Consider the following 26,368-nt stretch of genomic DNA (forward strand, 5'->3'; position numbering starts at 1 on the left):
CCCTCCGTACAGGGATCCGCACGCCCCACCGCACCGACCGTCCACCGGCCGGCGTGGCGCTCAGCTCACGGCGCATACGGTGTCATCACCCGTTGCGATTCGAGGAGCACGTCGCATGTCGTCCGACTTCTTCATCCCGGACCCCGAGGGTCTGATCCCCAGCGCCGAGGGCTACTTCGGCGCGTTCGGTGGCAAGTTCATCCCGGAGGCGCTGGTCGCCGCCGTCGACGAGGTGGCCGTCGAATACGACAAGGCCAAGGCGGACCCCGCGTTCGCCGCCGAACTCGATCAGCTCATGGCCGACTACACGGGGCGGCCCAGTGCGCTGACCGAAGTCTCGCGCTTCGCCGAGCACGCCGGAGGGGCCCGCGTCTTCCTCAAGCGTGAGGACCTCAACCACACCGGCTCGCACAAGATCAACAACGTGCTCGGCCAGGCCCTGCTCACCAAGCGCATGGGCAAGACCCGCGTCATCGCGGAGACCGGAGCCGGCCAGCACGGCGTCGCCACGGCGACCGCCTGCGCCCTCTTCGGGCTCGAGTGCACCATCTACATGGGCGAGATCGACACCGAGCGGCAGGCGCTGAACGTGGCGCGCATGCGGATGCTCGGTGCCGAGGTCGTCGCCGTGAAGTCCGGCTCCAGGACCCTCAAGGACGCCATCAACGAGGCGTTCCGCGACTGGGTCGCCAATGTGGACCGCACCCACTACCTCTTCGGTACGGTCGCCGGACCGCACCCCTTCCCGGCGATGGTCCGTGACTTCCACCGGGTGATCGGCGTCGAGGCCCGCCGCCAGATCCTGGAGCGCGCCGGCCGGCTGCCGGACGCCGCGGTCGCCTGCGTCGGCGGCGGCTCCAACGCCATCGGCCTCTTCCACGCCTTCATCCCGGACGCGGACGTCCGGCTGATCGGCTGCGAACCCGCCGGGCACGGTGTGGAGACCGGCGAGCACGCGGCGACCCTGACCGCGGGCGAACCCGGAATCCTGCACGGCTCACGCAGCTACGTCCTCCAGGACGAGGAGGGCCAGATCACCGAGCCCTACTCGATCTCGGCCGGGCTCGACTACCCGGGCATCGGCCCGGAGCACGCCTACCTCAAGGACATCGGCCGCGGCGAGTACCGCGCCGTCACCGACGACGCCGCCATGCAGGCGCTGCGTCTCCTCTCCCGCACCGAGGGGATCATCCCCGCCATCGAGAGCGCGCACGCGCTGGCCGGGGCCCTGGAGGTCGGACGGGAGCTCGGCCCGGACGGGCTGATCCTGATCAACCTGTCCGGCCGCGGCGACAAGGACATGGACACGGCAGCGCGGTACTTCGGTCTCTACGACGGCGCGGACGCGGTCGTCGAGGCCGACGTGGCCGACGGAGAGGAAGAGGTCACCAAGTGAGCGGCAACCGAGAGCTTCTCGAATCGACGCTGGCCAGGGCCGCTTCCGAGGACCGGGCGGCGCTCATCGCCTACCTGCCCGGCGGCTTCCCGACCGTCGACGGCGGCATCGCGGCCGTCAAGGCGGCCGTCGCGGGCGGTGCCGACGTCGTCGAGGTGGGACTCCCGCACAGTGACCCGGTGCTCGACGGGCCGGTCATCCAGACCGCGGACGACATCGCGCTGCGCGGCGGCCTGAAGATCGCCGACATCATGCGCACGGTCCGCGAGACGCACGAGGCGACGGGCGCGCCGATCCTCGTCATGACGTACTGGAACCCCATCGACCGGTACGGCGTGGAGCGCTTCACCGCCGAGCTCGCCGAGGCGGGCGGCGCCGGGTGCATCCTGCCCGACCTGCCGGTCCAGGAGTCCGGGCTGTGGAGGGAGCACGCCGAGAAGCACGGTCTCGCCACTGTCTTCGTCGTCGCCCCGAGCAGCAAGGACGCGCGCCTCGCCACCATCACGGCGGCGGGCTCCGGATTCGTGTACGCGTCCTCGCTGATGGGTGTCACCGGCACCCGGGAATCGGTCGGCGAGCAGGCGCAGGACCTGGTGCGCCGCACCCGCGCCACCACGGACCTGCCGGTCTGCGTGGGCATCGGCGTATCCACCGCCGAGCACGCCCGGCAGGTCGCCGGCTTCGCCGACGGGGTGATCGTCGGCTCGGCCTTCGTCAAGCGGATGCTGGACGCCCCGGACGAGGCCGCCGGTCTCGCCGCCGTCCGCGCGCTGGCGGCCGAACTGGCCGAAGGCGTTCGAAAGCGCTGACAGCAGGCGTCATCCTTACGGGTGGACCTGGGACCGGGGAGGCGCTGACGTGCCTCCCCGGTTCGTTTGCGCGGTGTGAGCGAGAACCAAGACCGAGGTAGAAGAGCCGCGCGCGACCGGCTCGTCCAGCAGCGTGAGCAGGACCGGGCGCGGGACCGCCGCCGCCGCACGCTGATCGTCTCGACCGCCGTGGTGGGGGTGCTGGCGCTGGCAGCGGTGATCGGCGTGATCGCCGCCAACGCCGGCAAGAACGACAAGGACAGCGAGGCCGGGCCCGCCGTCACCCCGTCCGGGGCGATGGGCAAGGACGGACTCGCCCTCCAGGTCGGGGCCGACGACGCACCGTCCACGCTCACGGTCTGGGAGGATTTCCGCTGCCCGGTCTGCGCCCAGTTCGAGACCGCCTTCCGCGACACGATCACGGAGCTCGCCGACAGCGGGCAGCTCAAGGTGGAGTACCACCTGGCCACGATCATCGACGGCAACGTCGGCGGCAGCGGATCACTGCGCGCGGCCAACGCCGCCGCGTGCGCCCAGGACGCCGGGAAGTTCGCCCCCTACCACGACGTGCTCTACAGCAGTCAGCCCGAGGAGACCGACGACGCCTTCGGCAAGAACAGCAAGCTGATCGAGCTGGCCGGCAAGGTGGACGGCCTCGACACACCGGCTTTCCGCAGCTGCGTGGAGGACGGCACGCACGACAGCTGGGTCGAGAAATCCAACAAGGCGTTCACCGAGGGCGGGTTCGAAGGCACGCCGGCCGCGCTGCTCAACGGTGAGTCGGTCTTCCCGAAGAAGGGGAACGAACAGATCTCCGTGGCCAACCTCAAGAAGTGGGTCGCGGAGGCCAACAAGGGCAAGAAGCCGGGCACCGTGGGGGCCACTCCCTAGGACCGGACCGCGCTTCGGCGGATACTCCGCCGGGGCCCGTTACCCAGAAGTTGCCGGACGGCTTGCCGTACGTCCCGTCCGGCAGGGTAGCGTCGACCCCGTCATGAACCTTGCCTTCATTCCCAGCCCGTCGACCGGGGTGATCGAGCTCGGCCCGATCCCGCTCCGCGGCTACGCGTTCTGCATCATCATCGGTGTCTTCGTTGCCGTCTGGTTCGGCAACAAGCGCTGGCTCGCCAGAGGCGGCAAAGCCGGCACGGTCGCCGACATCGCCGTCTGGGCCGTGCCCTTCGGCCTGGTCGGCGGCAGGCTCTACCACGTGATCACCGACTATCAGCTGTATTTCAGCGACGGTGAGAACTGGGTGGACGCCTTCAAGATCTGGGAGGGCGGCCTCGGCATCTGGGGCGCGGTCGCGCTCGGCGCGGTCGGTGCCTGGATCGGCTGCCGCCGCCGTGGGATCCCGCTCCCGGCCTGGGCCGACGCGCTGGCCCCCGGTCTCGCCTTCGCCCAGGCGATCGGCCGCTGGGGCAACTGGTTCAACCAGGAGCTGTACGGCAAGCCGACGGACGTGCCCTGGGCGCTGAAGATCAGCGAGGGCACGAACCGGGTCGAGGGCACCTACCACCCGACGTTCCTGTACGAGTCCCTGTGGTGCGTGGGCGTCGCGCTCCTGGTCATCTGGGCGGACCGCCGCTTCAAGCTCGGGCACGGCCGGGCCTTCGCGCTGTACGTCGCGGCGTACTGCTCGGGCCGCGGATGGATCGAGTACATGCGCGTCGACGAGGCGCACCATGTGCTGGGTCTCCGGCTCAACGTGTGGACCGCGATCGTCGTGTTCGTGCTCGCCGTGGTGTACATCGTGATCTCGGCGAAGGTACGCCCCGGCCGCGAGCAGATCGTCGAGCCGGCCGCGGTGGGCCTGACCAAGGACGGCGAGAAGGCAGCCGACGACTCCGACAAGGCAGCCGACGACTCCGAGAAGGCCGACGACGCCTTCGAGAAGTCCGCCGGTACCTCCGACGGGACAGGCGACGACTCCGAGGCACAGACGCCGGAGGCCGACGGGACACCGCAGAAGGCCGACAGGAGCTGACGCTCCCCCGGCCCCGCACATGTGGCGAAGGGGCCGCCGGACCACCACGGTCCGGCGGCCCCTTCGCGCATGTCCAGGCCTCAGCGGCCCGAGCGCGCCAACGAGAGCGTGCGTTCCGCGGTCGCCACCACCGCTGCGTCGACGAATCTCCCGTCAGGCAGGGCCTGCGCCCCCGCCTCGGCCCGCGACGCCTCCACGATCTGCTCCGCCGCCTCCACCTCCCGGGGCGTCGGCCGGAACGCCCGCTCGATCACCGGCAGCTGCCGGGGGTGGATCGCCGCCCGCCCCAGCAGCCCGAGATCCCGGCCGTGCGCACAGGAGGCCCGCAGCCCGGACAGGTCCCGGACGTCCGGGTACACCGACATGACGGGCGGGGCCAGCCCGGCCGCCCGGGCGGCGACCACCACACGGCTGCGCGGCCAGTCGAGGCCGGCGTCGCCCCGCACCCCCAGATCCGCCCGCAGGTCCACCTCACCCAGCGCGATGCCCCGTACCGCGTGATGGGCCCCGGCGATCGAGTACGCGTGCTCGATCGCCAGCGCCGACTCCAGCAGCGGATACAGCGGCACACCCGGCGCCAGGGCCTCGACATGGTGCACGGACGCCGCATGGGTGATCTTGGGAAGCCGCATCCCGGACAGCCCCGGCAGCCCCGCCAGCGCCTTCACGTCATCCTCGCCGTGGACCCGGACATGGACCGGCACCGCCATCGGGTCCGCCGTGACCGGATCCGAGAGGAGCTCCGCCGTCGCCGACCGCGCGTACTCCTTGCGGTCCGGTGCGACCGCGTCCTCCAGGTCGACGATCACCACGTCCGCGCCCGAGCCGAGCGCCTTACGGACCGTCTCCGGCTGGTCACCGGGAACGTACAGCCAGGTCAGCGCCACCGCCGGGGCGCTCACAGCGCCCCCTCGTCCCGCAGCGCCTCGACCGCCGGAGCGGAGAGGCCGAGCTCCGCCAGGATCTCGTCCGTGTCCGCCCCGTGGGGCCGGCCGGCCCAGCGGATCGCCCCTGGTGTCTCCGAGAGCCTGAACAGCACGTTCTGCATCCGCAGCGGTCCCAGCTCGGGGTCGTCGACCTCGGTGATCGTGCCCAGAGCCCGGTACTGGGGGTCCTCCATCACATCCCGTACGTCATGGATCGGCGCGATCGCCGCCTCGGCCTTCTCGAAGGAGTCCACCGCCTCCGCCCTGGTGCGCCGGGAGATCCAGTGGCCCACCGCCTCGTCGAGTTCGTCGGCGTGCTCGGCACGGGTGCTCCCCGCGGCGAACCACGGCTCCTCGGTCAGCTCCGGGCGTCCCACCAGACGCATCACGCGTTCCGCGACCGACTGGGCGGAGGTCGAGACGGCGACCCAGTGCCCGTCGGAGGTGCGGTAGGTGTTGCGCGGGGCGTTGTTGCGGGAGCGGTTCCCGGTCCGCGGCTGGACGTATCCGAGCTGGTCGTACCAGAGCGGCTGCGGTCCCAGCACGGTCAGGATCGGTTCGATGATCGCCATGTCGACCACCTGCCCCTGCCCGGTACGGTCACGGCCGGACAGGGCCGTCATCACCGCGTACGCCGTGGTGAGCGCCGCGATCGAATCGGCGAGCCCGAACGGCGGCAGGGTCGGCGGCCCGTCCGGCTCGCCGGTGACGGCGGCGAAGCCGCTCATCGCCTCGGCGAGCGTGCCGAAGCCGGGCCGGTGCGCGTACGGGCCCTTCTGCCCGAAGCCCGTGACCCTGGCCAGCACCAGCCGGGGATTGACGGCACGCAGTTCCTCCCAGCCCAGTCCCCAGCGCTCCAGGGTCCCGGGCCGGAAGTTCTCGATGATCACATCGGTGCCGGCGGCCAGCCGCAGCAGTACGTCCCGGCCGCCCGGGGCGGACAGGTCGAGGGTCAGGGTGCGCTTGTTGCGGCCGAGCAGCTTCCACCACAGGCCGATCCCGTCCTTGGAGGGGCCGTGCCCGCGTGAGGGGTCGGGCTTGCGCGGATGCTCGACCTTGATGACCTCGGCCCCGAAGTCGCCGAGCATCGTGGCGGCGAGCGGCCCGGCGAAGAGGGTGGCGAGGTCCAGGACCCGCAGGCCGGCGAGGGGAGCGGTCGTCGTGGTCATGCTGCCTCGATCTCGCTGCGGTACGGCATGGAGGTCGAGGCGCCGGGCCGCTGCACGCAGAGCGCGGCCGCCGCGGAGGCCCAGGCCAGCGCCTCCGGCACGGACCGGCCCTCGACGAGCGCCACGGCGAGCGTGCCGACGAACGTGTCCCCGGCGCCCGTCGTGTCGACGGCGGTGACCTCGGGGGCGGGGAAGAGGACGGGTTCGCCGCCCCGGGCCGCGTACAGACAGCCCTTCCGGCCGAGCGTGATCACGACCTCGGGGACCTGCCGCAGCAGGATCTCGGCGGCGGCGTGCGGTTCCGCGTACCCGGTGAGCGCTGCGGCCTCGTGCTCGTTGGGGATCAGCAGGTCGACGTCGTCCAGGAGACCGGACGGCAGCGGCTGCACGGGGGAGGGGGTGAGGATCGTCCGTACACCCCGGGCCTTGGCGGTCCGCGCTCCCTCCGTCACGGCGGAGAGCGGGAGTTCCAGCTGGAGAAGGAGCAGGCCTGCGGCGGCGACGGCGGCCTGCTCGCCCGGGCCGAGCGCGGTCACGGTGCCGTTCGCGCCGGGGATCACCACGATCGCGTTGGCTCCCTCGTCGTCGACGACGATGTGCGCGGTGCCGCTGGGCCCGGCGACGGTGTGCAGCAGATCCGTGTCCACACCGGCGTGCTCCAGATTCGTCCGGAGCGACGAGCCGTACTCGTCGGTCCCGACCGCCCCGATCATCACCACCTCTCCTCCCGCGCGGGCCGCGGCGACGGCCTGGTTGGCCCCCTTGCCGCCGGGGACGGTCCGGAACTCCCGGCCGGTGACGGTCTCCCCGCGCCCGGGTGCCCGGGCGACGTAGGCGACCAGGTCCATGTTGGTGCTGCCGAGCACCGCGATCGCTGTCATGGGCGGCGTACCTCCTGATGGGTCAGTTCCGCGAGGGTGTCGAAGCCGATGGAGCCGAAGCCGGGTACGGACGTGGAAAGGCGGTTCTTGAGCGGGGCGGTCCAGTGGTCGGGCAGCGCGGCGGCCCGCCCGGCGAGCAGTCCCGCGAGGGAGCCGGCCGTGGCGCCGTTCGAGTCGGTGTCCCAGCCGCCGGACACGGCGCAGCCGATGGAGCGGCCGAAGTCCCCGTCCGCGTGGGTGAGGGCGGCGGCGAGCAACGCCGCGTTGGGCAGGACGTGCACCCAGTGGTGGGTGGACCCGTACGCGTCGTGGAGGCGGTCCACGACCGTGTCGAAGTCGGGCTCGGCGCGGGCCGTCCGGATGCCGAGCCGCACCGCGTGCGCGTAACGGGACCTCGGCGGCACCACACGCAGCCCGGCGGCCAGACAGCCGTGCACATCGGTCTCGCCGGCGGCGGCCTCGGCGAGGGCGGCGGCGGTGAACATCGCGCCGTAGACCCCGTTGGCCGTGTGGGTGAGGACGGCGTCCCGGTGGGCCTGCTCCGCGGCGGCTCCAGGGTCGCCGGGGTGGGTCCACCCGTGCACATCGGCCCGGATCTGGGCGCCGATCCACTCACGGAACGGGTTGCGGTGACGTGCGGTGTCCGGTGGCTCGACGCCGTCGAGCAGATTGCGGTACGCGACCCGCTCGGCGGTGAAGAGACGGCCCGCCGGGAGCTCGTCGAGCCACAGCCGGGCCAGGTCGGACGTGCTGAAACCGTGGCCGTGCCTCTGGAGCAACAGCACGGTCAGCACGGGGTGGTTGAGGTCGTCGTCCTCCGGCATCCCGTCGATGTTCTCGGCGAGTGAGGTGGGTGCCGAGCGGCGGTTCCACGGATAGGCGGCCGTCAGTTCGCCGGGCAGCCCCCGGGCGGTGAACCAGGTGGTGAGCGGCCAGTTACCGGTGGCGCGGGCCAGCGCGCGGATGCCGGCCAGGGGCAGCTTCTCCACCGGCTTGCCCAGCAGACAGCCGGCGGCCCGCCCCAGCCAGGCGGCGTGCAGCCGTTCGGGCCCGGAGGACGCCGGGCGGGTGCGCGGGGCCGGCCAGCGGGGGCAGGCGGCCCGGATCCCGGACAGCCCGGTCGGCTCGTCGCCGGCCAGCGGGCTCTCCAGCAGGGCGAGTTCGTCGAGCAGCCGCCCGGCGAGCGCCCGCAGCCCGGGGGACGCGGGGGACTCCGAGGCCCCCGCACGCCCAGGTGCGGGAGAGCCGCCGGCCGCGTGCCAGCGCCGCTCGACGTCCCCGGCGTCCCGGCCGTCCTGTGCGGCCTGGCGCAGCTCGTGCCCCACCAGGTCCTCGGGCTGGACCCATGTCAGCCGTACGGTCATCGGGGGCCGGCCAGCGCCGCGAACGCCGCCTCGTGCGCGCGGCGGCGGGCGGTGTCCTGCACGAAGACCTCGCGGGCCACCTCCGCGAGCGCCCGCGCGGGGGCGTGCAGATCGAGACGGCTGGCCTCGGCGACCGTCTTCACCCAGGCCGCGGGGATCGCCTGCTCGCCGTGGAGGGCTCCCGCGAGCGCGCCGCTCATCGTGGCGATCGAGTCGCAGTCACGGCCGTAGTTGACCGAGCCGAGCACCGTGCGACGGTAGTCGCCGCCGCCGACGAGCAGCATGCCGAGCGCGACCGGCAGCTCCTCGATGGAGTGCAGCCGTGAGGGCCGGCGGGCGCCGAGCGAGGGGTCGCGGTAGTGCGGCCCCACCGTGTCGAACGGAGCGACCGCGTCGCGCAGCGGCACCAGCGCGGACTCGAAGTCCGTGTAGCGGGAGGCCACTTCGCACACCGCCTCGATCGCCGACCGGGTGCCGTCCTTGGCCAGGGCCAGAGCGGTCCCGACGACGGACGCGGGGGTCGCGTCCGGCGCGCACGCGGCGGCGACGGAGGCGGCCAGGACCCCCGCCGCCTCCCGGCCGTACGAGGACTGGTGGGCACCCGCCACATCGAGCGCCTCCGCGTACGCGGCCTCCGGGTGGGCGGCGTTCACCAGGCCGACCGGGGCCATGTACATCGCCGCCCCGCAGTTGACGATGTTCCCCGAGCCGGCCTCGCGGGGGTCGGCGTGTCCGTAGTGCAGCCGCGTGACGATCCACTTCTCGGCGAGGAAGATCCGCTGCAGGGGGAGCGCATCGGCCTCCAGCTCCGGGATCCAGCGGGGCCGTGTCATCAGGTCCGGGACGAGGTGGTCGGCGACGGCGTACGCGTCGAGATGGCCGCGCACGCTCTCGTAGACCCGGATCAGCGCGTGGGTCATCAGGGTGTCGTCGGTGACGTGGCCGTCGCCCTTGTGGTACGGGGCGATGGGGCGTGCGGTGCGCCAGTCGTCGCCGTACCAGGGCCCGACGACCCCGGTCACCCGGCCGCCGTGGCGCTCGGCGATCTGCTCGGGTGTCCAGCCCTCGACGGGGCCGCCGAGCGCGTCCCCCACGGCCGCGCCGACGAGGGCTCCGGTGATGCGTTCATCCAGGGTGAGCGTCGTGGTGGTCGTACCGGCCACGGGCGGTGCGGATGTTTTGTGTGCCATGCCGGAATTGTCCACCCGGGGTGGCCGGTTCCGTGGCTGCCAGCAGCCCGGCGAGTTCGATGAGGTCCGTACCGGCGAGCCGGGGCAGCGCGCACCCTGCCAGCGTCCGGCAGGCCTCCCGCCAGCCCGCGGGCACGGTAGCCGTCCCGCCCAGCGCCCCGGTCAGGGCCCCGGCGAGCGCGGGAGCCGAATCGGCGACCCGGGACAGACAGGCCGCCGCGGGCACGGCCTGGGCGAACTCGCCCCGGGCGGCGGTCGTCAGGGCGAGGGCGACCGGCACGGTCTCGGCGGCGGCGATCCCGTAGCTGTAGACGTGGTCCACGATCTGATGCTCCAGCACGGGGACGAGCGCGAAGGCGCCCGCCGCCTCGTCCGCGAACTCCCGGGCCAGCCGCACGGCGTGGACGGCGTTGCGGGCGATCTCGGTGCCGTCGGGGAGCTGGTCGAGCGCGGCGTTCACCACCGTGTCGACGTCCGCCCCGGCAAGGGCCACCGCGATCGCGGCTGCGATCGCACGCGCGCCGTGCACTCCGTCACCGTCCTGGGTGTACCGGGCGTCGAACTCGGCGAGCGCGGCCGCCGCCGCCGGGTCGCCCGGGTGCACCACGGCGAGCACGGCGGCCCGCCCGCAGGCCGCGTCGTCGAAGTAGTGCGGGTTGTCGTGGCCGGTGGCGGGCGGGCGTAGCCCGGCGGCCAGATTGCCGAGACCGGCCCGTACGGAGATCCGGGCCCGGAGCGGGAGCACGGCCGACTCCACCTCGGGTGCCCGGGCGCTCGCGGCGGCCACCTTCGCCGCCAGCGCGTTCCACGACCGGTCGACCGCGTCCCGCATCCGGTGGCCGGGGGAGAGGTCCGGTGCGTGGTCGGCGGCGGCGGCCAGCACGGTCCGGGCGGTGAACGCGGCCCACTCGGCGTCGTCGGACGGGCCGAGCCGCAGCGGTTCAGGCGGCTGGTTGAGGGCGATGGGCACGGGGAGCGTCGTCGTCGCGTTCTGCTCCGCGAAGGTGTCCAGCTCCCGGGTGAGCCGCCTCGTCCACTCCGGCATCCGTGCCGCCCGGTGCCTCGCGGCCGGCCATCCGGCGGCGTCGCCGGCGGCCAGTCCGAGCAGCAGCCCCTCGATCCTGGCCTGCCTGTCCGGTGCGCCGCGGCCACCGGCACCGCTGTCGGGCGCCGGTCCTGAGGTGATCCTGATGGCCACGTGTGAGGCGGAATCCGCCGGCGGGGCGGGCGCGTCCCGTGGGGGACGGGGGGCGGCGGTCACCGTGCGCCCTGCCGGAGACCGGCGGCCGGAGCGGTGCGCACAGGTGTGTGCCACGCGGTGCCCGGTGTCCGCGCCCCGGTTGGCGGTGCCTCGGACGGCGGGGCGCCGGAGGGCTCGTGCAGGGAGGAGAAGGGCGCGGCCGCGGGCTCCCGGTCCGGCGACGGGTCCTCCCCGTCGTCCGGGGTCAGCAGCTCCGCGATGTCCAGGACGTGATAGCCGCGCATCGACGGCAGGCAGCTGCCCCGCACCGGGCCGATCGCCGCCGCCCAGTCCCGGGGGATGGCCGACGCCCCGTGCAGGGCACCGGCCAGCGCGCCCGCCACCGCGGCCGTGGTGTCGGCGTCCCGGCCCATGTTCACCGCCGTGAGCACCGCGCCGCGGAAGTCACCGCGCGCCGCGGTGAGGGCGCCGAAGGCCAGGCCCACCGCCTCCGGCGCCAGATCCGTCCACGGGTAGCCGCCGATCACCACCGCGGACCGCACCGCGCGCTCCCCGGTCAGCCGGTCCGGATACGAGCGCTGCGCGGCTGTGACCGCGCGGCGCAGCGAGCGGGCCGTCCAGGAATCCATCGGCACGACCGAGAGGGCGGCGGCGATCACGGACGCGAGCCCGGCTCCGACCATCGCGGCCGCCACCCCCGCCGCGACCGCCTGGCCGCCGTAGATGCCCTCCCCCTCATGGCTGACCCGCCCGTCCACCGCCACCAGCCGGGCGGCCTCGGCGGGACGGCCCGCCGCGAACACCCCGAACGGCGCCGCCCGCATCGCGAGACCGTCGCTCCAGGCGTGCCGGTGCTGGGCCGAGATCGGGGCGGCCAGACCGCGTCGCAGGTTCTCCAGCGTCCCGCGCTCGCTGAATCCCGCGCCCCGGAACGGGCCCTCGTCCAGATCGGCGATCCAGTGGTGCCAGGCCCGCTCGACATGCGAGACGGTCAGCGCCGAGCCGTGCCTGGCCAGCAGCAGCCCGGAGAAGATCGCGTACTCGGTGTCGTCGGTCCCCGCCGGATCGTCGCTGACGAAGCCCTCGATACGTCCCCAGCGGCGGCGGATCTCCGACGGGCGCATGTTCTCCGCCGGTGCGCCGAGCGCGTCCCCCACCGCGAGTCCCAGCAGCGCCCCCCGCGCCCGGTCTCCCGTGCCGGCCGCCGGACTGTCCGCCATGAGCTCCATCGTGTCGGCCCTTCCCTCGCACCCGGAACAACCGGATGTACGAGGTATCCCCGATCCCACCGAAGACAGGCTCGCATTTCGTACAGATCGGCCGCCCGAGTGACGCCCGAGCGGCAGGTAAGTTCGGCCTTCCTTGCTGGCGGGAGGGGGTTTTCGTGCGTACTTTCGACGGTGCGGAGCGGGAGGCGAAACACGGGGACCGCTCCCGGAGAAGGGGAGAGCTCTGTGTCCATCATCGAGACCGACGCCGTACTGCACGAGGCCCACCGCGACAACCACACGCACCGCGACGTCAACGGTGGCTGGCTGCGGCCCGCGGTGTTCGGCGCCATGGACGGTCTCGTCTCCAACCTCGCCCTGATGACGGGCGTCGCCGGAGGGGCGGTCTCCCAGCAGACCATCGTCATCACCGGCCTGGCCGGGCTCGCCGCCGGTGCGTTCTCGATGGCCGCGGGGGAGTACACCTCCGTCGCCTCGCAGCGCGAGCTCGTCGAGGCCGAGCTCGCCGTCGAGCGCCGCGAACTGCGCAAGCACCCCAAGGACGAGATGCGGGAGCTCGCCGCGCTCTACGAGTCCCGCGGGGTCGAGCCCGCGCTCGCCCAGGAGGTCGCGCGGCAGCTGTCCAGGGACCCCGAGCAGGCGCTCGAGATACACGCCCGCGAGGAGCTGGGGATCGACCCGGGCGACCTGCCCTCGCCCCTCGTCGCCGCCCTCTCCTCCTTCGGCGCCTTCGCGCTGGGCGCCCTGCTGCCCGTGCTGCCCTATCTGCTCGGCGCCACCGTCATGTGGCCCGCCGTGCTGCTCGCCCTGGCCGGCCTCTTCGGCTGCGGGGCGGTGGTGGCCAGGGTGACGGCCCGCACCTGGTGGTTCAGCGGACTGCGCCAGCTCGTGCTCGGCGGCGCCGCCGCCGCGATCACGTACGGTCTGGGGGCACTGTTCGGTGTGGCCGTCGGCTGACACCCACGGCGCCGCACCGGTGTGACGTACGTCTTGGCGCACGTCACTGGGCGGATGGGGGATGCCCGCCGTAAAATGAGACGCTATGCAGTGCTACACATAAGTAGCCGTTACTCGGCGGTTTCGATTCCATGACCGCCGGGCAAGAGCCGTAGACACCAGCGGGCAACGACGCCTGCTCTCTGCGGTCTCCCCCGGACAGTGATCCACATGATCCTTCCGATCATGACCCACCCGCACCGCGACTCCGTGGTGTCCGCATGTTGGAACGGGCTATTCGCTTTTTGAGAAGCGTTCCATCATGTAACCTGCACGAAATTTCGCAGAGGGCCAGCGTCGTCCCTCGGCACAGCACATGCCACGACGACGACGGGAGAGCCAATGCGTTCCGACGCCTGGTCGCCCATGGACGGTCGCCCTGTCCAGCAGGGGATGTACGACCCCCGTAACGAGCACGACGCCTGTGGCGTCGGGTTCGTGGCCACTCTGACCGGTGTGGCCAGCCATGAGCTGGTCGAGCAGGCGCTGACCGTACTGCGCAACCTCGAACACCGCGGCGCCACAGGATCCGAGCCCGACTCGGGTGACGGCGCCGGCATTCTCCTTCAGGTCCCGGACGCCTTCCTCCGCGAAGAGGCCGCGTTCGAGCTCCCCGAGGCCGGCTCCTACGCCGTCGGCATCGCCTTCCTCCCCGCGGACGACTCCACCGACTCCGTCAAGCAGATCGAGAAGATCGCCGCCGAAGAGGGCCTCGACGTCCTCGGCTGGCGCGAGGTCCCGGTCACGCCCGACATCCTCGGCAAGGGCGCCCGCGCCACGATGCCCGAATTCCGCCAGCTGATTGTCGCCGACGGCCAGAGCACCGGCGTCGTCCTGGACCGCAAGGCATTCGTCCTGCGCAAGCGCGCCGAGCGTGAGGCCGGGGTGTACTTCCCCTCGCTCTCCGCACGCACGATCGTCTACAAGGGCATGCTCACCACCGGGCAGCTGGAGCCGTTCTTCCCGGACCTCTCCGACCGCCGTTTCGCCACCGCGGTCGCGCTGGTCCACTCCCGCTTCTCCACCAACACCTTCCCCAGCTGGCCGCTCGCCCACCCGTACCGCTTCGTCGCGCACAACGGTGAGATCAACACGGTCAAGGGCAACCGCAACTGGATGAAGGCCCGCGAGTCCCAGCTCGCCTCCAGCTTGTTCGGCTCCGCCGACGACGAGCACAGCGGCGCGCAGCTCGACCGGATCTTCCCCGTCTGCACCCCGGACGCCTCCGACTCCGCCTCCTTCGACGAGGTCCTGGAGCTCCTCCACCTCGGCGGCCGCTCGCTGCCCCACTCGGTGCTGATGATGGTCCCCGAGGCATGGGAGAACCACGCCTCCATGGACCCGGCCCGCCGCGCCTTCTACCAGTACCACTCCACGATGATGGAGCCCTGGGACGGCCCGGCCTGCGTCACCTTCACCGACGGCGTCCAGGTCGGCGCGGTCCTCGACCGCAACGGTCTGCGCCCCGGCCGCTACTGGGTCACCGACGACGGCCTCGTCGTCCTCTCCTCCGAGGTCGGCGTCCTGGACATCGACCCGGCCAAGGTCGTCCGCAAGGGCCGCCTCCAGCCCGGCAGGATGTTCCTCGTCGACACCGCCGAGCACCGCATCGTCGAGGACGACGAGATCAAGGCGTCCCTGGCCGCCGAGAACCCGTACGCGGAGTGGCTGGAAACCGGCGAGATCGAGCTCGAGGACCTCCCCGAGCGCGAGCACATCGTCCACACCCACGCCTCGGTCACCCGCCGCCAGCAGACCTTCGGCTACACAGAGGAAGAGCTCCGCGTCCTCCTCGCCCCGATGGCCCGCACCGCCGGTGAACCCCTCGGCTCCATGGGCACCGACTCGCCGATCGCGGCGCTCTCCGAGCGCCCCAGGCTGCTCTTCGACTACTTCACCCAGCTCTTCGCCCAGGTCACCAACCCGCCGCTGGACGCCATCCGCGAGGAGCTCGTCACCTCGCTGCGCTCCACCCTCGGCCCCGCGGGCAACATCCTGGAGCCGACCGCCGCCGCGTGCCGCAGCGTCACGCTGCCCTTCCCGGTGATCGACAACGACGAGCTCGCCAAGCTCATACACATCAACGCCGACGGCGACATGCCGGGCATGAAGGCCGCCACCCTCTCCGGCCTCTACCGCGTCAGCGGCGGCGGCGAGGCCCTCGCCGCCCGGATCGAGCAGATCACCACCGAGGTCGACGCCGCCATAGAGGACGGCGCCCGCCTCATCGTGCTCTCCGACCGGCACTCCGACGCCGAGCACGCACCGATCCCCTCGCTGCTGCTCACCTCGGCCGTCCACCACCACCTCATCCGCACCAAGCAGCGCACCCAGGTGGGCCTGCTGGTCGAGGCCGGAGACGTCCGCGAGGTCCACCACGTCGCGCTCCTCATCGGTTACGGCGCCGCCGCCGTCAACCCGTACCTCGCGATGGAATCCGTCGAGGACCTCGTCCGCGCCGGTACGTTCATCGAGGGCATCGACGCCGAGCTGGCCATCCGCAACCTGATCTACGCCCTCGGCAAGGGCGTCCTGAAGGTCATGTCCAAGATGGGCATCTCGACCGTCGCCTCCTACCGCGGCGCCCAGGTCTTCGAGGCCGTGGGCCTCGACGAGGCCTTCGTCGCCCAGTACTTCAACGGCACCGCCACCAAGATCGGCGGCGCCGGACTCGACGTCGTCGCCAAGGAGGTCGCCGCCCGGCACACCAAGGCGTACCCCGCCTCCGGCATCTCCGCGTCGCACCGCGCGCTGGAGATCGGCGGCGAGTACCAGTGGCGCCGCGAGGGCGAGCCGCACCTGTTCGACCCGGAGACGGTCTTCCGCCTCCAGCACGCCACCCGCAACCGCCGGTACGACATCTTCAAGAAGTACACCGGCCGGGTCAACGAGCAGTCCGAGCGCCTCATGACGCTCCGCGGACTCTTCGGCTTCAAGAGCGGCCGCGAGCCGATCTCCATCGACGAGGTCGAGTCCACCACCGACATCGTCAGGCGCTTCTCCACCGGCGCCATGTCGTACGGCTCCATCTCCCAGGAGGCGCACGAGACGCTCGCCGTCGCCATGAACCAGCTGGGCGGCAAGTCCAACACCGGTGAGGGCGGCGAGGACTCCGACCGCCTCTACGACCCGGCACGCCGCTCGTCCATCAAGCAGGTCGCCTCCGGCCGCTTCGGTGTCACCAGCGAGTACCTGGTCAACGCGGACGACATCCAGATCAAGATGGCGCAGGGCGCCAAGCCCGGCGAGGGCGGCCAGCTGCCCGGCCACAAGGTCTACCCGTGGGTCGCCAAGACCCGGCACTCCACCCCGGGCGTCGGCCTGATCTCGCCCCCGCCGCACCACGACATCTACTCCATCGAGGACCTGGCTCAGCTGATCCACGACCTCAAGAACGCCAACCCGGCGGCCCGCGTCCACGTGAAGCTGGTCTCCGAGGTCGGCGTCGGAACGGTCGCCGCGGGCGTCTCCAAGGCCCACGCGGACGTCGTCCTCATCTCCGGCCACGACGGCGGCACGGGCGCCTCGCCGCTCACCTCGCTCAAGCACGCCGGCGGCCCCTGGGAGCTCGGCCTCGCCGAGACCCAGCAGACCCTGCTGCTCAACGGCCTGCGCGACCGCATCGTCGTCCAGACCGACGGCCAGCTCAAGACCGGCCGCGACGTCGTCATCGCCGCACTGCTCGGCGCCGAGGAGTTCGGTTTCGCGACCGCGCCGCTCGTCGTCTCCGGCTGCGTCATGATGCGCGTCTGTCACCTCGACACCTGCCCGGTCGGCATCGCCACCCAGAACCCCGTCCTGCGCGACCGGTTCTCCGGCAAGGCCGAGTACATCGTCAACTTCTTCGAGTTCATCGCCGAAGAGGTCCGCGAGATCCTCGCCGAGCTCGGCTTCCGCACCATCGAGGAGGCCGTCGGCCACGCCGAACTCCTCGACACCGAGCGGGCCGTCACCCACTGGAAGGCACAGGGCCTCGACCTCGAGCCCCTCTTCTACGTGCCCGAGCTCCCCGAGGGCGCGGTGCGCCACCAGATCGCCGAGCAGGACCACGGACTGGCCAAGGCCCTCGACAACGAGCTGATCAAGCTCGCCGCCGACGCCCTGGGCGCCGACAGCGCCGAAGCCGCCCAGCCCGTCCGGGCCCAGATCGCGATCCGCAACATCAACCGGACCGTCGGCACCATGCTCGGCCACGAGGTGACCAAGAAGTTCGGTGGTGCGGGCCTGCCCGACGACACCATCGACATCACCTTCACCGGGTCCGCCGGCCAGTCCTTCGGAGCGTTCGTACCGCGCGGTGTGACGCTGCGCCTGGAGGGCGACGCCAACGACTACGTCGGCAAGGGCCTCTCCGGCGGCCGCGTCATCGTCCGCCCGGACCGCGGAGCCGACCACCTCGCCGAGTACTCCACCATCGCCGGCAACACCATCGGCTACGGGGCCACCGGCGGCGAGCTGTTCCTCCGCGGCCGGACGGGCGAGCGCTTCTGCGTCCGCAACTCCGGTGCCACGGTCGTCTCGGAAGGCGTGGGCGACCACGGCTGCGAGTACATGACCGGCGGCCACGCCGTCGTCCTCGGCGAGACGGGACGCAACTTCGCCGCGGGCATGTCCGGCGGTGTCGCGTACGTCATCGACCTCGACCTCGACAACGTCAACACCGGCAACGTCGGCGCCGTAGAGCTCCTCGACGACACCGACAGGCAGTGGCTGCACGACGTCGTGCGCCGCCACCAGGAGGAGACCGGATCCACGGTCGCCGAGAAGCTGCTGGCCGACTGGGACTCCGCGGTCACCCGATTCAGCAAGATCATCCCGTCCGCCTACAAGGCAGTGCTCGCCGCCAAGGACGCCGCTGAGCTCGCCGGTCTCTCCGAGCAGGAGACCACCGAGAAGATGATGGAGGCAGCGACCAATGGCTGACCCCAAGGGCTTCCTGACCACCGGACGCGAGGTCGCCGAGACCCGCCCCGTCGGCGAGCGCGTCAAGGACTGGAACGAGGTCTACGTTCCGGGATCGCTGCTCCCGATCATCAGCAAGCAGGCCGGCCGCTGCATGGACTGCGGCATCCCGTTCTGCCACAGCGGCTGTCCGCTCGGAAACCTCATCCCCGAGTGGAACGACTACGCCTACCGTGAGGACTGGTCGGCGGCGTCCGAGCGCCTGCACGCCACGAACAACTTCCCGGAGTTCACGGGCCGCCTGTGCCCCGCTCCGTGCGAGTCGGCGTGCGTCCTCGGCATCAACCAGCCGGCCGTCACCATCAAGAACGTCGAAGTCTCCATCATCGACAAGGCCTGGGACAGCGGCGACGTCACCCCGCAGCCGCCCGAGCGCCTCTCCGGCAAGACCGTCGCCGTCATCGGCTCCGGCCCGGCGGGTCTCGCCGCCGCCCAGCAGCTGACCCGGGCCGGCCACACCGTCGCCGTCTTCGAGCGCGCGGACCGCATCGGAGGACTCCTCCGCTACGGCATCCCCGAGTTCAAGATGGAGAAGTCGCACATCAACCGCCGCATCGAGCAGATGCGCGCGGAAGGCACCAAGTTCCGTACGGAGGTGGAGATCGGCAAGGACCTCGACGCCGCGAAGCTCCGCCGCCGCTACGACGCGGTCGTCATCGCCGCCGGTGCCACCGTCTCCCGCGACCTGCCCGTCCCGGGCCGTGAGCTGAACGGCGTGCACTTCGCGATGGAGTACCTCCCGCTCGCCAACAAGGTGCAGGAGGGCGACCTGACGGTCTCCCCGATCACCGCCGAGGGCAAGCACGTCGTCGTCATCGGCGGCGGCGACACCGGCGCCGACTGCGTCGGCACCGCCCACCGGCAGGGTGCGGCCTCCGTCACCCAGCTGGAGATCATGCCGCAGCCTGGCGAGGAGCGTAACGCCAGCCAGCCGTGGCCCACCTTCCCGATGCTCTACAAGGTCACCTCCGCGCACGAGGAGGGCGGCGAGCGGATCTACTCCGTCTCCACCACCCACTTCGAGGGCGACGAGGACGGCAACGTCCAGTCCCTCCACCTCATCGAGGTGGAGTTCAAGGACGGCAAGCTGGAGCAGAAGGCCGGCACCGAGCGCGTCATCCCCGCCCAGCTCGTCACCCTGGCCATGGGCTTCACCGGCACCGACCAGGCCAACGGCCTCGTCCAGCAGTTCGGCCTGGAGCTCGACGCCCGCGGCAACATCGCGCGCGACGAGGACTACGCGACCAACGTCGACGGCGTCTACGTCGCCGGCGACGCCGGCCGCGGCCAGTCCCTCATCGTCTGGGCCATCGCCGAGGGCCGCTCCGCGGCGCGCGGCGTGGACCGCTTCCTGACCGGGACCAGTGCCCTGCACGCCCCGATCCGCCCGACGGACCGTTCCCTGATGGTCTGATCACGGCACACAGACGTCCCGTACAACGGCGTACGGAACTGAACGCGGCGCCCGCCCCCGTCCCCGACCGGACAAGGGCGGGCGCCGCGACGCGTTCCCGGGCGCACCGGCCGGGAACGCGTCAGCTGACCAGCGCCAGCGCAGACACGGCTGCCAGGGTGCCCGTCACCGACAGCAGCAGACCGGTACCCAGGAACCGGCCCATGGCGATCCGCGTCCCGTGCCAGCGGCACCGCTCGAACCACAGCAGCGTCGCCAGGGACGCCCACGGGGTGACCAGCGGCCCCACGTTGACGCCGATCAGCAGGGCCAGCAACTGCTCGTGGTTCTCCGCCGGGACGACCGCCTCGCCCGCCAGATAGGCCGGCAGGTTGTTCAGGACGTTCGACAGCCCGGCCCCCACCGCCGCCGACCGCAGCAGTCCGACGAAGTCGTTGCCGGAGCCCAGCGCGGACTCCAGCAGCTCGTGCAGGCCGTGCGCGTCGACCGTCGCCACCACCAGGAACATCCCAGGGACCATCACCAGCAGCCGCCACGGCACCAGCGACAGCCGCAGCTCCCGCGGACGCCGCACGGCGAACGCCACCACGACCACCGCCATCGCGGTCAGCGACGCCGACCAGAGCGGAACGTCCGCCACCAGGATCGCCAGCAGGAAGCCCGCACAGGCCACCGCGCAGATCCGCAGCAGGACGAGGTCCCCGGCCACCGGCGCTTTCGGCGGTGTGTACCGGTCCTGGCCCTCGCCGCGCCGGCCACGCCGCCAGTAGAAGACCCACAGCCAGAGAGCCGTCACAGTGATCGACGCGAGCTGGGGCAGCCACATCACCGCGGCGAGACCCGACGGCGAGAGCGCCACCCGGTCGGCGGCCAGCAGATTCGTCAGGTTCGAGACCGGCAGCAGCAGACTCGCGGTGTTGGCGAGCCACACCGTCGTCATCGCCAGCGGCACCGGTGCGATCCCCACCCGGGTGGCCAGCGCCAGCATGACCGGGGTGAGCAGCACCGCCGTGGTGTCCAGGTTCAGCGCGATCGTGGTCAGCGAGGCGAACGCCACGCACAGCCCGAAGAGCAGCGGATAGCGACCCCGACCCGCACGCGCCACCCAGGACGCCACCACATCGAAGACCTGCGCCCGGCCCGTCAGCTCGGCCATCACGATCACGGTGCCCAGGAACACCACCAGCGGCCCGACCCGCCGCATCTCCTCCGCGGCGGGCTCCGAGGGCAGCAGCCCGGTCACCACCGCGAGCAGCCCCAGGGCGAGCAGAGCGCCCGCGAGCCAGTCGAGCGGGTGCAGCCGCCCGAGGCCGCCGCCGGGGCCTTCAGCCGCCCCGTCGTCCCCTGCCTGCGGGGACCCTCCGGACACCTCTCTCATCATGGGACGATGGTCTCAGAAAGTGGAATCAGTTCATGGACCGGCGAGTTCGCGTCAGCCGTACCCGTCAGCCCGTACCGTCAGCCCGCGCCCGTCAGAGCGGCTGTGCGTACGGCCACCACCGCCGCCAGCAGCACGACCAGGACCGCCCCGCCGGCCAGCTGCACCGCGGACGTCCGCAGCTTCGCCGGCGCGTAGGCGAGCCCGTAGGTCACCAGACCGCCGGTCAGCAGCCCGCCGAGGTGCCCCTCCCACGAGGTGAACACGGCGGAGATCACCATCCAGAGCAGGAACCCCGCCATGAAGCGGTTGACCGCCTGCATATCCCTGCCCAGGCGCCGGCTGATGACGTAGAAGGACGCCGCCAGGCCGAAGACCGCGCCCGACGCGCCGACCGCAGGTGTCTCCGGCGAGACCAGGTACACCAGCACCGAACCGCCCACCGCGGACAGCAGATACAGCGCCAGATACCGTGCCCGGCCGAGCTGCCCCTCCACGACACGGCCGAGATTCCACAGCGCGAGCATGTTGAAGACCAGGTGCATCACACCGAACGAGGCGTCGGGCGGGAGATGCAGGAAGGCGCCCGTCAGCAGCCGGTACCACTCCCCGTCGGCCACCCCTGTCAGCTCGAAGCCGGGCGAGGTCCAGCCCTCGTACACGTACAGCTTGCCGTCCGGCCCGGTCAGCGCCGCCCCGAGCATCCCGAACCGGTCCACCGTCTCGGACCGGAAGACCTCGACGACGTACGCCATGATGTTCAGCGCCATCAGTACGTACGTCACGACCGGCGCCGCCCCGCTCGGCACCGTGCCGCCGAACAGTGAGCGGGCCTGCCGGACCGAGCGCCGGCCCTCCTGCACGCACTCCACGCAGTGATGCCCCACCGACGCCTCACGCATGCAGCCGGGGCAGATGTACCGGTCGCAACGCGTGCAGCGCACGTACGTCTCGACCGACGGGTGGCGATAACACGTGGTGGCGGCGGCCTCCATGGCCGGCTCCTTCATTCGTGGACGGACGGCCGCAGGGGGCGGCGGCGCTCAAGATAGCGAACGCGGGTGAAGCCCGGCACACCTGGGTGCCGGGGGCTGCCGGGAGCCCGATCCGGTGACGTAGCGGGAAACACGACAGAGGATGTCCTGATTACGGGGTTCCATGGCGCCCATGACATCGACACCCACTTCGTGGCAGGACTTCCACACGGCGGAACCCGTCTTCGCCGACACCGTGCGGAAACGGTTCGAGCAGTACAAGCACCACGTCCTCGCGACCCTGCGCGCGGACGGCTCACCCCGGGTCACCGGCCTGGAGGCGGACTTCCGTATGGGCGCCCTGTGGCTCGGCATGATGCCGAACTCCCGCAAGGCGCTGGACCTGCGACGGGACCCGCGCTTCGCCATCCACGCCAATCCGGGGCCGGACGCGGAGATGGCCGACGGGGACGTACGCATCTCGGGGCAGGCCGTGGAGATCACCGACACCGCCTTGCTGGCCCGCTTCGTCCAGGAGGCGGTGCCGCCGGAGCCCTTCCTCCTCTTCCGCGCCGACCCCACCGAGGTGGTCCGCACCGGGATCGACGGCGACGACATCGTCGTACAGGTCTGGCGCCCCGGCCGCCCCTCGCGCACCTTGCGCAGGGGCAACGACGACAGTCCGGTACGAGAGGGCTGACACGGCTCACCACGGGGCGGGCTACCCGTTCGGCGTAACCCCTTCCGCGGGGCCCGGCTGCCGGGCGACGCACGGGCCCGAAGCGAGCCGATACGGCATCCAGGTGAATCCGGCTCCCGGACGAGGGCGCCCGGCCCTTCACGGACCGCCCGCCGGAACGGCGTCTTCCGCCGTCCGCCGGAGGGCGCCCTGTCCTTGGGGGAACGGGCCAGGAAGCGTCCGGGAACGATTCCGGAACCCGTCATGAACGGTCCCCGCCCCCCTGCTGGTCAGCGGATCTTTCGACGCGCCGGGGCGGAGTGACCTGCCTCCCGCCGACAGAACGTGCTACGGTTGTCGAGTTGCAGTTTTGGTACCCATGAACTTTATGTGCGCCTGACGGGAACCCTCCTCAGGCGCTTTATTGTTTTCCGGCTTTCTCCGGATGGGGCTCAATGCGGCGACTTGGAATTCGTAAAGTGCGGATTTCCGGCACTGCACCTCTTTTAGGAGAATGACATGGCTACTGGAACCGTGAAGTGGTTCAACTCGGAAAAGGGCTTCGGCTTCATCGAGCAGGACGGCGGCGGCGCCGACGTCTTCGCCCACTACTCGAACATCGCCACCCAGGGCTTCCGTGAGCTCCAGGAGGGCCAGAAGGTCTCCTTCGACGTCACGCAGGGCCAGAAGGGCCCGCAGGCGGAGAACATCGTCCCGGCCTAATTGCCGGACGCGTACCTCGCAACCGGGGCCCGCACCGTGAAGGTGCGGGCCCCGGTTTGTGCTGTTTCCGACTCATCCTTTCCCGGTTCGGTTCCGCAATCGGGACATCTGCTCTGTGCTTGCATCCTGGGGCGCACATCAAGCAGTCCACAGCAGTCGGCAGTAACCCCAGGAATCCCCCAGGAGGGCAATTCCGTATGACCCGCTCCGAACGCCAGGACCGACCCGCCCGCAACCGCCCGATAAGGGGCCGCGGTACCGACCGGCCGCAGGCGAACACCCGAGGATCCGGCAAGGCACCGGCCCGCCGCAGGCCCGCGCCCGCCCAGGGCGGCGAGTTCGCCCTGCCGGAGACCCTCACGCCCGCGCTGCCCGCCGTCGACGCGTTCGCCGAGCTGGACATGCCCGCCGCGCTGCTGAAGACCCTCGCCGCACAGGGCATGACCGACCCCTTCCCCATCCAGGGCGCCACCCTGCCGAACTCGCTGGCCGGCCGGGACATCCTCGGCCGTGGCCGGACCGGCTCGGGCAAGACCCTGGCCTTCGGCCTGGCGCTGCTCGCCCGCACCGCGGGACGTCGCTCCGAGCCGCACGCTCCGCTGGCGCTCGTCCTCGTCCCCACCCGTGAGCTCGCCCAGCAGGTCACCGACGCGCTGACGCCGTACGCCACCTCCGTGAACCTGCGCGTCGCCACCGTCGTCGGTGGCATGTCGATCAGCAGGCAGTCCGGCGCGCTGCGCCGCGGCGCCGAGGTGCTCGTCGCCACGCCGGGCCGGCTCAAGGACCTCATCGAGCGCCGCGACTGCCGGCTCGACCAGGTCGCGATCACCGTCCTCGACGAGGCCGACCAGATGGCCGACATGGGCTTCATGCCGCAGGTCGTCGCCCTGCTCAAGCAGGTCGAGCCGGACGGGCAGCGGATGCTGTTCTCCGCGACCCTCGACAAGAACATCGACCGGCTGGTCAAGATGTTCCTCACCGACCCGGTCGTGCACTCGGTCGACCCGTCCGCCGGTGCGGTCACCACGATGGAGCACCACGTGCTCCACGTCCTGGACGAGACGGACAAGAAGGCCGTCGCCACGAAGATCGCCGCCCGCGAGGGCCGGGTGATCATGTTCGTCGACACCAAGCGTGCCGCCGACCGCTTCGCCAAGCGGCTCCTCGCCAGCGGCGTGCGGGCGGCGGCCCTGCACGGCGGCCGGTCCCAGCCGCAGCGCAACCGGACCCTGGACCAGTTCAAGAACGGCCAGATCACCGCACTCGTCGCGACGAACGTGGCGGCCCGGGGCATCCACATCGACGACCTCGACCTCGTCGTCAACGTGGACCCGCCGACCGACCACAAGGACTACCTCCACCGCGGCGGGCGCACGGCACGCGCCGGGGAGTCCGGCAGCGTCGTCACCCTCGTGCTGCCCGAGGAGAAGCGCGAGATGACCCGGCTGATGCAGGACGCGGGCATCGCGCCGCGCACCACCCGGATCAAGTCCGGCGACGAGGAGCTCAGCCGGATCACGGGGGCCCGTGAGCCGTCCGGCGTCGCGATTGTCATCGAGGTGCCGCAGCAGGCGCAGCCCAAGCCGAGTACGCGCGGCGGGAGCCAGGGCTCCGGCACGGCGGCCGGCGGGTCCTTCCGCGCGGGCAGCCGGGGCCGAGGCCGACGCGGCGGCACGGGCACGGGCTCGGGCGCCGCACAGGGCGGCGCCGGCGGCGCGGCCCGCGGTGGCGCGGGCGGCGGTGCACGTGGCGGCGCCGGTGGTGCGGGCGGATCCGCGCGTTCCGCCGGCGCGGGCAGGGCGGGCGGCACGGGGCGCGGCAGTGCTCCCAGCCGTGGCCGCCGGGCAGCGTAACCGCAGGGTGCGGTGACCGGTCCCGCCGGCCACCGCACCCGCCCCCGGCTCTGTTCCCCGGGCGTTCCCGTGTCGGGCCCCGCTGCCAGGTTCCCTCGCGCCCGGCCTCAGTCCCCTGGCTCATCCTCCGCCCGGCCGCTGTCCCCGGGCTCACCCTCGTACAGGACCAGCGCCCGCGCGGCCGCACCGGCCGGCGCCGGGGCCGCGGTCCGGGCCAGCTCCCGCAGCAGCGGAACCGCCCGGTCGGCGAACGGCCTTCCGCCGGTGCCGAATCCGAGCCGCGCCAGCACATCCACGCCGAACGTCTGCAGCAGCGGATCCTCGCTCGCCGTCCAGGCGGCCGCCGCCTGGAACGTCTCCTCGTCGCCGCGCAGCCACAGCGCCTCGGCCGCCACCAGCCAGTTGTCCAGCCCGGGATCTCCTTCCCGCAGCGCCCGGACGGCCAGCTCCTCGAACGGGGACCGCAGACCCAGCTCGCCCTCCAGGAGCGTCGCGATCGCCCCGTGACCCGTCTGCAGGTCCTGCGAGGCGAACGGCTCCCCGCCCCGCAGCAGTTCGACCGTGACGGTCACCCCGCCGTCCACCGGTGCACGGCGCACCACACTCCCGTGGCCCCCGTCCCCGTACATGCGGCGCAGCGCGTCACGCAGCTCCCGCTCCACGTCCTGCGTGAGCATGCGCCTGGCCTCCTCCAGCGCGGGGGACAGGTCACGGGCGCCGTGCCTGAGCAGGGCCCGTACGGTGTGCACCGATCCCCGCCGGGCAGCGACGACCAGCGGCGCCTCACCCTGCGGGCCGGGCAGGTCCGGGTCGGCGCCGTGGGCCAGGAGGGTCTCCGCGACCCGGGCGTGACCGAGGCCCGCCGCCCAGCGCAGCGCGGTGAAGCCGAACTCCTCGATCAGATCCGGTTCGGCGCCCGCGGACAGGAGCGCACCGACGACCTCGGCATGCCCGCCGCAGGCCGCCCCGCACAGCGGCAGATCACCCGCGTCCTGACCGCTCGCCCGGTTCGGGTCCGCGCCCGCGGCCAGGAGCAGCCGGACCGCGCCCGGCAGGTCCTGCACGGACGCCAGATACAGCGCGGTCGTCCCCTCCTCGTCGCTCGACTCGGCGGACGAGCCCGCACGGAGCGCGCGTACGACGGCGTTCTCATCGTCGTACAACGCCTCGAAGAGGGGCCTCGCACCCCCAACCGGACCATTCGTCATACACCGACCCTACGACCACCCCGGTCCGG

The 26,368-nt window shown here is 72.1% G+C and carries 20 protein-coding genes; 10 read left to right on the forward strand and 10 right to left on the reverse strand.

All coding sequences use genetic code 11. The annotated features are described in order from the left end of the window. Window positions 1-115: 115 nt before the first annotated feature. The 4 genes from trpB (at window position 116) to lgt (ending at window position 4,192) form a co-directional block, all read left to right on the forward strand. Window positions 116-1,396: a tryptophan synthase subunit beta gene (gene trpB / locus ACIREO_RS15870; RefSeq protein WP_404109656.1), complete on the forward strand. Its 1,281-nt coding sequence runs from the start codon at window positions 116-118 to the stop codon at window positions 1,394-1,396. Further along, window positions 1,393-2,205 carry a tryptophan synthase subunit alpha gene (gene trpA / locus ACIREO_RS15875; protein ID WP_404109659.1) on the forward strand — a complete coding sequence of 271 codons (813 nt, stop codon included), beginning with the start codon at window positions 1,393-1,395 and terminating at the stop codon, window positions 2,203-2,205. The genes trpB and trpA overlap by 4 nt, the downstream gene beginning before the upstream one ends. Window positions 2,206-2,280: 75 nt before the next feature. Continuing rightward, entirely contained in the window at window positions 2,281-3,096 is an 816-nt protein-coding gene (locus ACIREO_RS15880; RefSeq protein WP_404109661.1) for a thioredoxin domain-containing protein, read from the forward strand. Between the two features lie 103 nt (window positions 3,097-3,199). Beyond that, window positions 3,200-4,192, forward strand: a complete 993-nt coding sequence (lgt, locus tag ACIREO_RS15885; RefSeq protein ID WP_404109664.1) for a prolipoprotein diacylglyceryl transferase — start codon at window positions 3,200-3,202, stop codon at window positions 4,190-4,192. A gap of 80 nt (window positions 4,193-4,272) precedes the next feature. Here the strand turns inward: lgt and ACIREO_RS15890 are convergent, their stop codons facing one another. From ACIREO_RS15890 to ACIREO_RS15920, 7 genes are all read right to left on the reverse strand, one after another. Further along, a complete protein-coding gene (locus ACIREO_RS15890) occupies window positions 4,273-5,094 on the reverse strand; it encodes an HpcH/HpaI aldolase/citrate lyase family protein (RefSeq protein ID WP_404109666.1) in 822 nt (273 codons plus the stop codon). Beyond that, window positions 5,091-6,287 (reverse strand): CaiB/BaiF CoA transferase family protein, encoded by a 1,197-nt coding sequence (locus tag ACIREO_RS15895; protein WP_404109669.1) that lies wholly within the window; start codon window positions 6,285-6,287, stop codon window positions 5,091-5,093. The genes ACIREO_RS15890 and ACIREO_RS15895 overlap by 4 nt, the downstream gene beginning before the upstream one ends. Continuing rightward, window positions 6,284-7,168, reverse strand: coding sequence for a ribokinase (rbsK, locus tag ACIREO_RS15900; RefSeq protein WP_404109671.1), 885 nt, complete (start codon window positions 7,166-7,168; stop codon window positions 6,284-6,286). The genes ACIREO_RS15895 and rbsK overlap by 4 nt, the downstream gene beginning before the upstream one ends. After that, window positions 7,165-8,532, reverse strand: a complete 1,368-nt coding sequence (locus tag ACIREO_RS15905; protein ID WP_404109674.1) for an ADP-ribosylglycohydrolase family protein — start codon at window positions 8,530-8,532, stop codon at window positions 7,165-7,167. Before ACIREO_RS15905 ends, rbsK begins: the two co-directional genes overlap by 4 nt. After that, on the reverse strand, window positions 8,529-9,722 hold the full coding sequence (locus ACIREO_RS15910; RefSeq protein WP_404109677.1) for an ADP-ribosylglycohydrolase family protein: 1,194 nt from the start codon (window positions 9,720-9,722) through the stop codon (window positions 8,529-8,531). The genes ACIREO_RS15905 and ACIREO_RS15910 overlap by 4 nt, the downstream gene beginning before the upstream one ends. Beyond that, on the reverse strand, window positions 9,658-10,914 hold the full coding sequence (locus ACIREO_RS15915; RefSeq protein ID WP_404109997.1) for an ADP-ribosylglycohydrolase family protein: 1,257 nt from the start codon (window positions 10,912-10,914) through the stop codon (window positions 9,658-9,660). The genes ACIREO_RS15910 and ACIREO_RS15915 overlap by 65 nt, the downstream gene beginning before the upstream one ends. A 65-nt stretch (window positions 10,915-10,979) precedes the next feature. Beyond that, window positions 10,980-12,152: an ADP-ribosylglycohydrolase family protein gene (locus ACIREO_RS15920; protein ID WP_404109680.1), complete on the reverse strand. Its 1,173-nt coding sequence runs from the start codon at window positions 12,150-12,152 to the stop codon at window positions 10,980-10,982. Between the two features lie 225 nt (window positions 12,153-12,377). Here ACIREO_RS15920 and ACIREO_RS15925 point away from each other — a divergent pair, with 225 nt between their 5' ends. The 3 genes from ACIREO_RS15925 to ACIREO_RS15935 all read left to right on the forward strand — a co-directional run bounded on the left by ACIREO_RS15925 (window position 12,378) and on the right by ACIREO_RS15935 (window position 19,524). Continuing rightward, entirely contained in the window at window positions 12,378-13,109 is a 732-nt protein-coding gene (locus ACIREO_RS15925; RefSeq protein WP_404109683.1) for a VIT1/CCC1 transporter family protein, read from the forward strand. A 381-nt stretch (window positions 13,110-13,490) separates the two neighbouring features. Next, entirely contained in the window at window positions 13,491-18,071 is a 4,581-nt protein-coding gene (gene gltB / locus ACIREO_RS15930) for a glutamate synthase large subunit (protein ID WP_404109685.1), read from the forward strand. Next, on the forward strand, window positions 18,064-19,524 hold the full coding sequence (locus tag ACIREO_RS15935; protein WP_404109688.1) for a glutamate synthase subunit beta: 1,461 nt from the start codon (window positions 18,064-18,066) through the stop codon (window positions 19,522-19,524). The genes gltB and ACIREO_RS15935 overlap by 8 nt, the downstream gene beginning before the upstream one ends. Window positions 19,525-19,645: 121 nt before the next feature. Here ACIREO_RS15935 and ACIREO_RS15940 read toward each other — a convergent pair whose 3' ends face one another. Continuing rightward, a complete protein-coding gene (locus ACIREO_RS15940) occupies window positions 19,646-20,905 on the reverse strand; it encodes an SLC13 family permease (protein ID WP_404109691.1) in 1,260 nt (419 codons plus the stop codon). Window positions 20,906-20,982: 77 nt separating this feature from the next. Then, window positions 20,983-21,897, reverse strand: a complete 915-nt coding sequence (locus ACIREO_RS15945) for a rhomboid family intramembrane serine protease (protein ID WP_404109694.1) — start codon at window positions 21,895-21,897, stop codon at window positions 20,983-20,985. A 163-nt stretch (window positions 21,898-22,060) separates the two neighbouring features. Here ACIREO_RS15945 and ACIREO_RS15950 point away from each other — a divergent pair, with 163 nt between their 5' ends. From ACIREO_RS15950 to ACIREO_RS15960, 3 genes are all read left to right on the forward strand, one after another. Beyond that, on the forward strand, window positions 22,061-22,576 hold the full coding sequence (locus ACIREO_RS15950; RefSeq protein ID WP_404109697.1) for a pyridoxamine 5'-phosphate oxidase family protein: 516 nt from the start codon (window positions 22,061-22,063) through the stop codon (window positions 22,574-22,576). 498 nt (window positions 22,577-23,074) lie between these two features. After that, window positions 23,075-23,278 (forward strand): cold-shock protein, encoded by a 204-nt coding sequence (locus ACIREO_RS15955; protein ID WP_015607926.1) that lies wholly within the window; start codon window positions 23,075-23,077, stop codon window positions 23,276-23,278. A 197-nt stretch (window positions 23,279-23,475) separates the two neighbouring features. Next, window positions 23,476-25,131, forward strand: coding sequence for a DEAD/DEAH box helicase (locus ACIREO_RS15960; protein WP_404109700.1), 1,656 nt, complete (start codon window positions 23,476-23,478; stop codon window positions 25,129-25,131). A 107-nt stretch (window positions 25,132-25,238) separates the two neighbouring features. Here the strand turns inward: ACIREO_RS15960 and ACIREO_RS15965 are convergent, their stop codons facing one another. Then, window positions 25,239-26,339 (reverse strand): ankyrin repeat domain-containing protein, encoded by a 1,101-nt coding sequence (locus ACIREO_RS15965; protein WP_404109703.1) that lies wholly within the window; start codon window positions 26,337-26,339, stop codon window positions 25,239-25,241. Between the last annotated feature and the right edge of the window lie 29 nt (window positions 26,340-26,368).

The organism is Streptomyces sp. NPDC102441 (assembly GCF_044765585.1).
Lineage (GTDB): Bacteria > Actinomycetota > Actinomycetes > Streptomycetales > Streptomycetaceae > Streptomyces.

Bases quoted from the DNA above. Each gene is read 5' to 3' on its own strand.
- trpB (WP_404109656.1), top strand. From the start codon at position 116: ATGTCGTCCGACTTCTTCATCCCGGACCCCGAGGGTCTGATCCCCAGC.
- lgt (WP_404109664.1), top strand. From the start codon at position 3,200: ATGAACCTTGCCTTCATTCCCAGCCCGTCGACCGGGGTGATCGAGCTC.
- ACIREO_RS15895 (WP_404109669.1), bottom strand. From the start codon at position 6,287: ATGACCACGACGACCGCTCCCCTCGCCGGCCTGCGGGTCCTGGACCTC.
- rbsK (WP_404109671.1), bottom strand. From the start codon at position 7,168: ATGACAGCGATCGCGGTGCTCGGCAGCACCAACATGGACCTGGTCGCC.
- ACIREO_RS15905 (WP_404109674.1), bottom strand. From the start codon at position 8,532: ATGACCGTACGGCTGACATGGGTCCAGCCCGAGGACCTGGTGGGGCAC.
- ACIREO_RS15910 (WP_404109677.1), bottom strand. From the start codon at position 9,722: ATGGCACACAAAACATCCGCACCGCCCGTGGCCGGTACGACCACCACG.
- ACIREO_RS15920 (WP_404109680.1), bottom strand. From the start codon at position 12,152: ATGGAGCTCATGGCGGACAGTCCGGCGGCCGGCACGGGAGACCGGGCG.
- gltB (WP_404109685.1), top strand. From the start codon at position 13,491: ATGCGTTCCGACGCCTGGTCGCCCATGGACGGTCGCCCTGTCCAGCAG.
- ACIREO_RS15935 (WP_404109688.1), top strand. From the start codon at position 18,064: ATGGCTGACCCCAAGGGCTTCCTGACCACCGGACGCGAGGTCGCCGAG.
- ACIREO_RS15940 (WP_404109691.1), bottom strand. From the start codon at position 20,905: ATGATGAGAGAGGTGTCCGGAGGGTCCCCGCAGGCAGGGGACGACGGG.
- ACIREO_RS15945 (WP_404109694.1), bottom strand. From the start codon at position 21,897: ATGGAGGCCGCCGCCACCACGTGTTATCGCCACCCGTCGGTCGAGACG.
- ACIREO_RS15950 (WP_404109697.1), top strand. From the start codon at position 22,061: ATGGCGCCCATGACATCGACACCCACTTCGTGGCAGGACTTCCACACG.
- ACIREO_RS15955 (WP_015607926.1), top strand. From the start codon at position 23,075: ATGGCTACTGGAACCGTGAAGTGGTTCAACTCGGAAAAGGGCTTCGGC.
- ACIREO_RS15960 (WP_404109700.1), top strand. From the start codon at position 23,476: ATGACCCGCTCCGAACGCCAGGACCGACCCGCCCGCAACCGCCCGATA.
- ACIREO_RS15965 (WP_404109703.1), bottom strand. From the start codon at position 26,339: ATGACGAATGGTCCGGTTGGGGGTGCGAGGCCCCTCTTCGAGGCGTTG.